Raw genomic sequence first — 8,848 nt, forward strand, 5'->3', positions numbered from 1 at the left:
CAACTGGCCGGGCCTGAGCCTGGGCGCCGGGCCGCGCGCCTCGCTCGCGCTGGTGCGCGGCGCGCGAGCCCGCGCGCTGCTGCGCGGCGGCGAGTTCGTCATTCCGGACGATGTGAAGGGCTGCGCCCTGGCCGTGCTGCGCCACCGCGTGCGGCTGTCGCCGGAGCTGGAGATCGAAGGGTTGTCGGTCGATCAGGTCCTCCTGCAACTGCTCGAACAGGTTCCGGCCCCGCGCCTATGAGCACCTCACGATGAAACCTTCGCGCAGGCTGCTGGCGCTCGTCGCCACGCTCTTCGCCGCCGCCCTGCTGCTCGGCGCGCTGGATGCGCTTGGCGTGGGCGTGCCGGCGTCGCTGCATCGGCTCTGGTGGGGCGCGTTGCTGGCGCTGTGCGCCTTCGCCGCGGTCGATGCCTGGCGCCTGCGCCGCATCCCTTCGCCGCGCCTGCAACGGCGTCTGCCGGGCAAGCTGCCCTTGGGCCGCAGCGAGGAAGTGCGTTTGGAACTGGCGCACGATCATGCGCGGCCGCTGCGGGTCGAGGTCTTCGATCACGTGCCGGACGGACTGGCCTTCGAGGCGCTGCCGCAGTCCGTCGAGCTGCGCCCGGGCGAAATCATCTCATTCGGCTATCGCCTGCGCCCACGGGTACGCGGGCATTTCAGCTTCGTCCGCTGCGAGCTTGGCGTGCCCAGCCCGCTCGGCCTGTGGCGCGCCCGGCGCCTGCTGGCGCTGCCCGGCGAGACCCGTGTCTACCCGGATTTCGCCCGTCTCTACGGCGCCCAACTGATGGCGGTGGACGACTGGCTGAGCCAGCTCGGCGTTCGCCAGCGCCCGCGGCGCGGCCTCGGGCAGGAGTTCCACCAGCTGCGCGAATTCCGCGACGGCGACACCCTGCGGCAGATCGACTGGAAAGCCACCGCGCGCAAGCGCATGCCGATTGCCCGTGAATACCAGGACGAGCGTGACCAACAGATCATCTTCCTGCTCGACTGCGGTAGGCGCATGCGCAGCCAGGATGACGAGCTGGCGCACTTCGATCACGCGCTGAACGCCTGCCTGCTGCTCAGCTACGTGGCGCTGCGCCAGGGCGACGCGGTGGGCCTGGCGACCTTCGCCAGCGAGCACGATCGCCACGTCGCGCCGGCCAAGGGCCATGCGCAACTCAGCGTGCTGCTCAACGCGGTGTACGACCTCGCCAGCAGCCAGCGCCCGGCGGACTATGCGGCGGCGGTCAGCCAGTTGCTCGCCCGCCAGCGCCGCCGCGCCCTGGTGGTGCTGGTCAGCAACCTGCGCGACGAGGACGACGAGGAACTGCTCGGCGCGCTCAAGCGCCTCGGTCGCCAGCATCGGGTGCTGGTCGCCAGCCTGCGCGAGGAGGTGCTCGATCGCCTCCGGCAGACACCGGTTCGGGGCTACGACGATGCCCTCGCCTACTGCGGCACGCTCAACTACCTGAATGCCCGTGGCGGGCTGCATGATCGTCTGGCCGCCAACGGACTGCCGATCCTCGACGCGCGCCCGGGCGAACTCGGTCCGGAACTGGTCGGGCGGTATCTGGCGTGGAAAAAGGCGGGCGTTCTGTAGAGCGGGGATGGCGCCCATCCGTGGGCGCGTGGGGCGTCACTGCGGCGACGTCACCTTGGGGCTGAAAGCGAAGTACTGGCGCAGCACCTGGACCAGCTCGACATACTCGGCCGGCGGCGCCACCAGGGAAAAGCCCGAATCGTAGCTTCCCGGCGTGGCGTCTTCCTGGCTCCACTGGCAGGTCGCATAGAAGTCGACGAAATGAATCTGCCCGTCCTGGCCGGGAATCTTCAGGCGCATGTCGAAGCGCGCATCGGTCAGCATCGGCCACTCGCTGATGAGCATCAGCCCATCGACCGAGACGTTGCCCAGGTAGCCCATCGGTTTATCGGTATGCCGGTTGAACACCTTCAGGTAGTACGGCAACTGATGGCGCTCGATTCGAGACGGTAGACGCATGATGGCTTATCGCTATGAATGTGGGTCGAGTATGGTCCGAGTTCACGGTCGCTGAACAGCCGTCAGGCGCAGTCCGCTGCCAGCCGCGCGTCGATTTTGCGACGGGCGGTATTCAATTGCTCGTCGCTGTAGAACACCCGCTCTCCTTTATCGTCGCGGTAGTAGAGCCTCCTGCCGCTGTTCAGCGCACCGAGGTTACCGCGCAGCGCGCGGCAGCGCTCGCTGCGGCTCGACTGTTTCTGTTGCGCCTCGACGGCCTTCTTCGCCTGCTCCTCGCGGCGTGCCCCGAAGAAGCGCTCGGTGCGTTCTTCACGCGCCTGTGTGGCGGCGTCGCGCTCGATCGCCTGCGGGCGCACATCGACCTTTTGCGCGCCAGCCGGCGGCCGCTCCCCGTAATTCAGCGTGCCCTTCGCGTCCGTCCAGCGGTAGATCTCCGCGGTGGCGAGCAGAGGCAGCAGGATCAGGACAAGCCACCAGTGGCGCATGCTCGGTCATCCGTTACGGGCCAAAAGGATCAATGCGGCGGCGGTGCCGGAATCGGCTTGGCGGGCACCGCCGGCCGAGCTTGACCCAACTGGTCGAGGGTTTCCAGCCGTGCCCGCGCCCGATAGGCGTATTCGCTGGTCGGGTAGCGGCTGATGATGAACTGGTAGGTCTGCGCCGCATCGACGAACAGGCTCTGGCGCTCCAGGCACTGCCCGCGCAGCAGGGATATCTCCGGCTGCAGGTAGTTGCGCGAGCGGCTCTTGCGCTCGGCCTGGGACAACTCGAGCATGACCTGCTCGCAGTCGCCCTCGTCGTAGGCGCGGTACGCGTTGTTCAGATGGTGGTCCAGGGTAAAGCGGGTGCAACCCGCGACTCCGGCAAGCAACGCCAGGGCGATCAGACATCTCATGGGCAATCTCCTCCGATGGGCAGCGTATCGGCGTGGCGGGGGATTTCTGCAGGGAATGCGCCGCATCATTTCGTCGGTTGCCAGACGCGGGCGACGTAGTGCACGCGAACAATGACTACACCGCCCCGGCATAGTAGCCTCGAAACTTGCCTGAACCACGGAGCTACTGCATGACCTCGCGCCGCACCAAGATCGTCGCCACCCTCGGCCCGGCCAGCAACTCGCCGGAAGTGATCGAACAGCTGATTCTCGCCGGCCTCGACGTCGCCCGCCTGAACTTCTCCCACGGCACGCCCGACGAGCACAAGGCGCGGGCCGCGTTGATCCGCAGCATCGCCGCCCGGCACGGTCGTTTTGTCGCCCTGCTCGGTGACCTCCAGGGGCCGAAGATCCGCATCGCCAAGTTCGCCAACAAGCGCATCGAGCTCAAGGAAGGCGACAGCTTCCGCTTCTCCGTCACCTTCCCGCGCGACGCCGGAACCCAAGAGGTGGTCGGCATCGACTACCCGGACCTGGTCAAGGACTGCGATATCGGCGACGAGCTGCTGCTCGACGACGGCCGCGTGGTCATGCGCGTGGAAGGCAAGAACGACGAGGAACTGCACTGCCGCGTTCTGATCGGCGGCCCGCTGTCCGACCACAAGGGCATCAACCGTCGCGGTGGCGGCCTGACCGCCCCGGCCCTGACCGAGAAGGACAAGGCCGACATCAAGCTGGCGGCGGAAATGGACCTGGACTACCTTGCCGTATCCTTCCCGCGTGACGCGGCGGACATGGAATACGCCCGCAGGCTGCGCGACGAATCCGGCGGTACCGCCTGGCTGGTGGCGAAGATCGAACGCGCCGAAGCAGTAGCCGACGACGAGACCCTGGACGCACTGATCCGCGCCAGCGACGCGGTGATGGTCGCCCGTGGCGACCTCGGCGTGGAAGTCGGCGACGCCGAACTGGTCGGCATCCAGAAGAAAATCATCCTGCACGCGCGCCGCTTCAACAAGGCGGTGATCACCGCCACGCAGATGATGGAATCGATGATCTCCAGCCCGATGCCGACCCGCGCGGAAGTCTCCGACGTGGCCAACGCCGTGCTCGACTATACCGACGCGGTGATGCTCTCCGCCGAGAGCGCCGCCGGCTCCTACCCGGTGGAAGCGGTGAAGGCGATGGCGCGCATCTGCCTGGGCGCCGAGAAGCAGCCGACCAGCCAGAAGTCCAGCCATCGCCTGGGTCACACCTTCAGCCGCTGCGACGAAAGCATCGCCCTGGCGGCGATGTTCACCGCCAACCACTTCCCCGGCGTGAAGGCGATCATCAGCCTCACGGAAAGCGGTTTCACCCCGCTGATCATGTCGCGCATCCGCTCCGCGGTGCCGATCTTCGCCTTCTGCCCGAGCCGGGAAACCCAGGCACGGGTGGCGCTGTTCCGCGGCGTCTACACCATCCCCTTCGACCCCACCACGCCACGCACCGAAAGCCTTAGCCAGGCAGCGGTCAACGAACTGCTGCAACGCGGCCTGGTGGAACAGGGCGACTGGGTGCTGCTGACCAAGGGCGACAGCTACCACACCATCGGCGGCACCAACACGATGAAGCTGCTGCACGTCGGTGAAGCGCTGGTTTGACGCCCGCGCGCAGGAACGAAAAAGCCGCTCGATGAGCGGCTTTTTCATGTCCGGGCGAGATCAGGCGAAGCGCGAAAAATCGGGCTCGCGGCGTTGCATGAAGGCGCTCAAGGCCTCGGCGGCTTCGGGCGAGCGCAGCCGCTGACCGAACAGCGCGCCCTCTTCCTCAATCACCCGACGCAGTTCCTCACGCCCCGGCGCGCGCATCAGCCGTTTGGCGTCGGCCACCGCCGAAGGGGCCAGTTGGCCGAAGCGCAGCGCCATTTCCCGGGCTTTGTCCAGCGCTGCCTGCCCGCTGCCCAGCGCTTCGTTGGCGATGCCCCACTGGGCCGCCTGCTCGCCGCTGAAGCTCTCGCCGAGCATCAGCAGTTGCGTCGCCCGGGCGTGCCCGAGCAGGCGCGGGAGAATCAGGCTGGAGCCGTATTCCGGGCACAGACCCAGGTTGACGAAGGGCATGCGCAACATCGCATCGCGGCTGACGTAGACCAAATCGCAGTGCAGCAGCAGCGTGGTGCCGATGCCAACGGCCGGCCCGGCGACCGCGGCGACCACCGGCTTCTTCAGCTCGAAGAGCGCACTCATGAAACTGAACACCGCGCTGTCCAGGCCGCTCGGCGGTGCCTGGATGAAATCGGCGAGGTCGTTGCCGCTGGTGAAGCAGGCCTCGCCCCCGGAAATCAGCACCGCACGAATCGCCGGGTCGGCATCCGCGGCCTCGAGTTCTTCGGCCAGGCGCGAATACATCGCGCGGGTCAGCGCATTCTTCTTGTCGGGGCGATTGAGCTGCAGGCTCAGCAATCCCGAATTGCGGTCGGCAAGAACGTGATCGGACATGGTGGCTCCGGGTGGCGAAGGCCCCTCGAATCCCCGTCGACGGTGGAAGGACGGTCAGCGTTCGACGGGCCCTTCAGGCACGTGGCAGGAAGACGTCGGCCAGCAGGTTGGAACGGGGAATGCCGGCCAGGTAAAGCGCTCGGGCGAATTCCTCCACGCGCGCAGGCTGGCCGCAGAGTAAGGCGACGGTTCGCCGCGGAACAAGGCGGAATCCGGCCAAAACACGCGGCAACTCGGCCGCCGTGACCAGCTCGACGCTCAGCTGCGGATGCTCGGCGGCGAGCTCGCCAAGCTCCTGCGCCAGGTAGTGGGCGTGGACGTCCCGGGCCAGGTGGACCAGCTTGATCGGGCCCGTGTGCCCCTGGCGCAGGGCTTCGCGCAACACGCTCCAGAGCGGCGCGAGCCCCGTGCCGCTGGCCAGGATGAGCAACGGACGTTCGCTCCAGTCCGGGTCGTAGTGCAGGGCTCCCCCGCGCACCTCGCCGATGCGCAGCGCATCGCCAACCCGCAGGGTGCGCGCCGCATCACTGAAGGCTCCCGGCTCGCGGCAATCCAGGTGAAACTCCAGCCCGCCGTCGCCCGGCAGGCTGGCGAAGGAATAGGGTCGCGAGGTGCCGTCGGCGGCGAACAGCTGGACATGCTGCCCGGGCTGATAAGCCAAGGGACGCGCAGGCTGCAGGCGCAGGCGAAGCACATCCGCCGGGCGCCAGTCGACCTGCTGCACCTGAGCGGCTACCGCGTCGACGGCGGGATCGAACACTTCGACACGCAAGTCACCGACCACCCGGCACTGACACGACAGCCGCCAGCCCGCCGCGCGGCGGACGTCATCCAGCGCGCCGGGCAACGCATCCTCCACCTCGCCGGCGACGCAGCGCACCATGCAGGCATGGCAACTGCCTGCGCGGCAGCTGTAGGGCACGCGGACTCCGGCGCTGTTCAGGGCATCGAGCAGGTTGCTCCCCGCCGCCACCGACCAGTGCCGGTCGCGGACCTCAAGACGTGGCATCGACGCGCGCCCAGTTCGCCTCGCAACGGTTGCGACCGCCGCGCTTGGCCCGGTAGAGCGCCTGATCGGCACGCTGCAACGCGTCGTCCAGTTCATCGCCAGGCTGCAGCAGGGTCATGCCGATGGACAGGCTCAGGCCCCTGACGTCGGCATCGGCCAGTTCGATGCGCGAGAACCCGTCGCGCAGGCGCTCGCAGCACAGCAGAACCTGGTCGGCATCGCTGTTGGGCAGCAGCAGCACGAACTCCTCGCCACCATAGCGGGCCAGCACATCGCGATCCCGCAGGCTGGCGCGGGCCATGCTGGCGAACTGCTGCAGCACCCGGTCGCCCACGGCGTGGCCGTGCTGGTCGTTGATGCGCTTGAAGTGATCGAGGTCGATCAGCGCCATGCCATGCTGGCGGCCGGCGGACAGGTTGCTCAGCTCGCGATCGGCAAGACGCAGGAAATGCCGGCGGTTGTAGAGGCTGGTGAGTTCATCGGTGGACGCCAGGTTCTCCAGCTGACGCATCATCCCGCGCAGCGTGTCCTGGTGCGCTTGCAGGGCGAAGCGCCGCTGGCGCATGCGCTCGCGCAACTGCTGCACGTAGTTGGCGATCAGGCTCAACCAGCCGAACACCAGGAACAGCACGCACAGCTGCAGCACCATCGACGACGACAGAGCGCCACCGGCGAGATAGACCTCGAGCCCGGTCATCCCGGCGAAACAGAGGAATGCGAACACGGCGCAGCCGACGAAGCGCAGCGGGCGCAGCTGGAAGATACCGAACAGCAGAATCACGACGTAGAACACCAGCAGCGTGCCGCGACCCTCCGCCATCTGGAAGATAAAGAAGGTATGCCAGGCCGTGGCCACCAGGACTTGGGTCTCGGTGAGGCTCGGGTCATCGAAGCGACGGTTCAGGTCAAGGCGGAATAGCAGGAAAAAGGCGAACTGGCTGAGGATCACCAACAGCGAGCTGACCACCAGCACGGTCATCGATGAGCGGTACAGCCCGAGGCCCATGCCCAGCCAGGTCAGCGCCAGAACCAGGCCGTAGGTGGCTGCGGCGATTCCGAATCGCCGAAGAAAAAGCCCTTGTAAATCATACCACTTGGACTCGGAAGTCATCTGCTCACGGGCTCCATCCCATACTGGCAAGTGGCCGCCAATGTACCTCTCCATCCCAAGCCTTGCCTAGCGACGGCAGCGAAGGCCAGGGGCGATAGCGACTGTCGACAGCCGGACGTGCGCGGTATACTGCCGCGCCCTTTGCACCGCACCCGCGCGCCAGCATGCAGGCCGGCGCCACAATGATGTTCCCGACGTTCATAGAGGAGCGCGCCCCGTGACCCTGATCAAGCAAGACGACCTGATACAGAGCGTTGCCGACGCTTTGCAGTTCATTTCCTATTACCACCCCGTCGACTTCATCCAAGCCATGCACGAGGCGTACCTGCGCGAAGAGTCGCCGGCTGCCCGCGACTCGATGGCGCAGATTCTGATCAACTCGCGCATGTGCGCCACGGGGCATCGTCCGATCTGCCAGGACACCGGCATCGTCACCGTTTTCGTCAAGGTCGGCATGGACGTGCGCTGGGATGGCGCCACCCTGAGCCTCGACGACATGATCAACGAGGGCGTGCGGCGCGCCTACAACCTGCCGGAAAACGTCCTGCGTGCCTCCATCCTTGCCGACCCGGCAGGCGCCCGGAAGAACACCAAGGACAACACCCCGGCGGTCATCCACTACTCCATCGTTCCCGGCAACACCGTGGAAGTTGACGTGGCGGCCAAGGGCGGCGGCTCCGAGAACAAGTCGAAGATGGCCATGCTCAACCCGTCCGACTCCATCGTAGACTGGGTCCTGAAGACCGTGCCGACCATGGGTGCAGGCTGGTGTCCGCCGGGGATGCTCGGCATCGGCATCGGCGGCACCGCGGAAAAGGCGGCGGTGATGGCGAAGGAAGTCCTGATGGACGAGATCGACATCCACGAGCTGAAAGCCCGCGGCCCGCAGAACAAGATCGAAGAGATGCGCTTGGAGCTGTTCGAGAAGGTCAACCAGCTGGGCATCGGCGCCCAGGGCCTGGGCGGCCTGACCACCGTGCTCGACGTGAAGATCATGGATTACCCGACCCACGCCGCGTCCTTGCCGGTGTGCATGATCCCCAACTGCGCCGCTACCCGTCACGCCCACTTCATTCTCGACGGCTCCGGCCCGGCAGAGCTGGAAGCGCCGTCGCTGGACGCCTACCCGGAAATCGTCTGGGAAGCCGGCCCGAGCGCGCGCCGGGTCAACCTCGACACCCTTACGCCCGAGGAAGTGCAGAGCTGGAAGCCGGGCGAAACCGTGCTGCTCAACGGCAAGATGCTCACCGGCCGCGACGCCGCGCACAAGCGCATGGTCGACATGCTCAACAAAGGCGAGCAACTGCCGGTGGACCTCAAGGGGCGCTTCATCTATTACGTCGGCCCGGTCGATCCGGTCGGTGACGAAGTGGTCGGCCCGGCAGGCCCGACCAC

At 66.9% G+C, this 8,848-nt stretch carries 9 protein-coding genes and 1 pseudogene; 4 read left to right on the forward strand and 6 right to left on the reverse strand.

Annotation, left to right across the window (positions count from 1 at the left end):
• Positions 1-241, forward strand: a pseudogene (locus tag QMX85_RS22730) (AAA family ATPase); the annotation flags it as partial.
• 10 nt (positions 242-251) lie between these two features.
• The gene (locus QMX85_RS22735) at positions 252-1,583 is read left to right on the forward strand and encodes a DUF58 domain-containing protein (RefSeq protein ID WP_282344731.1); all 1,332 of its coding nucleotides are present in this window, start codon (positions 252-254) and stop codon (positions 1,581-1,583) included.
• Between the two features lie 36 nt (positions 1,584-1,619).
• Here the strand turns inward: QMX85_RS22735 and QMX85_RS22740 are convergent, their stop codons facing one another.
• The 3 genes from QMX85_RS22740 to QMX85_RS22750 form a co-directional block, all read right to left on the reverse strand.
• Positions 1,620-1,982, reverse strand: a complete 363-nt coding sequence (locus QMX85_RS22740) for a PilZ domain-containing protein (RefSeq protein WP_090231704.1) — start codon at positions 1,980-1,982, stop codon at positions 1,620-1,622.
• Positions 1,983-2,044: 62 nt separating this feature from the next.
• On the reverse strand, positions 2,045-2,467 hold the full coding sequence (locus tag QMX85_RS22745; RefSeq protein WP_282344735.1) for a DUF4124 domain-containing protein: 423 nt from the start codon (positions 2,465-2,467) through the stop codon (positions 2,045-2,047).
• Between the two features lie 29 nt (positions 2,468-2,496).
• Positions 2,497-2,877 (reverse strand): tetratricopeptide repeat protein, encoded by a 381-nt coding sequence (locus tag QMX85_RS22750; RefSeq protein ID WP_273233864.1) that lies wholly within the window; start codon positions 2,875-2,877, stop codon positions 2,497-2,499.
• 170 nt (positions 2,878-3,047) lie between these two features.
• Here QMX85_RS22750 and pyk point away from each other — a divergent pair, with 170 nt between their 5' ends.
• The gene (gene pyk, locus QMX85_RS22755) at positions 3,048-4,499 is read left to right on the forward strand and encodes a pyruvate kinase (protein WP_282344739.1); all 1,452 of its coding nucleotides are present in this window, start codon (positions 3,048-3,050) and stop codon (positions 4,497-4,499) included.
• A gap of 60 nt (positions 4,500-4,559) precedes the next feature.
• On the opposite strand, the gene QMX85_RS22760 is transcribed toward pyk, so the two are convergent.
• The 3 genes from QMX85_RS22760 to QMX85_RS22770 all read right to left on the reverse strand — a co-directional run bounded on the left by QMX85_RS22760 (position 4,560) and on the right by QMX85_RS22770 (position 7,453).
• Positions 4,560-5,333 carry an enoyl-CoA hydratase-related protein gene (locus tag QMX85_RS22760; protein ID WP_282344741.1) on the reverse strand — a complete coding sequence of 258 codons (774 nt, stop codon included), beginning with the start codon at positions 5,331-5,333 and terminating at the stop codon, positions 4,560-4,562.
• A 73-nt stretch (positions 5,334-5,406) separates the two neighbouring features.
• The gene (locus tag QMX85_RS22765; RefSeq protein ID WP_282344743.1) at positions 5,407-6,342 is read right to left on the reverse strand and encodes an iron-sulfur-binding ferredoxin reductase; all 936 of its coding nucleotides are present in this window, start codon (positions 6,340-6,342) and stop codon (positions 5,407-5,409) included.
• Complete coding sequence (locus tag QMX85_RS22770; RefSeq protein ID WP_282344745.1) at positions 6,329-7,453, reverse strand: GGDEF domain-containing protein; 1,125 nt, start codon at positions 7,451-7,453, stop codon at positions 6,329-6,331. Before QMX85_RS22770 ends, QMX85_RS22765 begins: the two co-directional genes overlap by 14 nt.
• A gap of 217 nt (positions 7,454-7,670) precedes the next feature.
• On the opposite strand from QMX85_RS22770, the gene QMX85_RS22775 reads away from it, so the two are divergent.
• On the forward strand, positions 7,671-8,848 hold a 1,178-nt coding region (locus QMX85_RS22775), incomplete at its 3' end, for a fumarate hydratase (RefSeq protein WP_282344747.1).

Source organism: Pseudomonas sp. PS02288 (assembly GCF_029959715.1).
Taxonomy (GTDB): domain Bacteria; phylum Pseudomonadota; class Gammaproteobacteria; order Pseudomonadales; family Pseudomonadaceae; genus Pseudomonas_O; species Pseudomonas_O kuykendallii.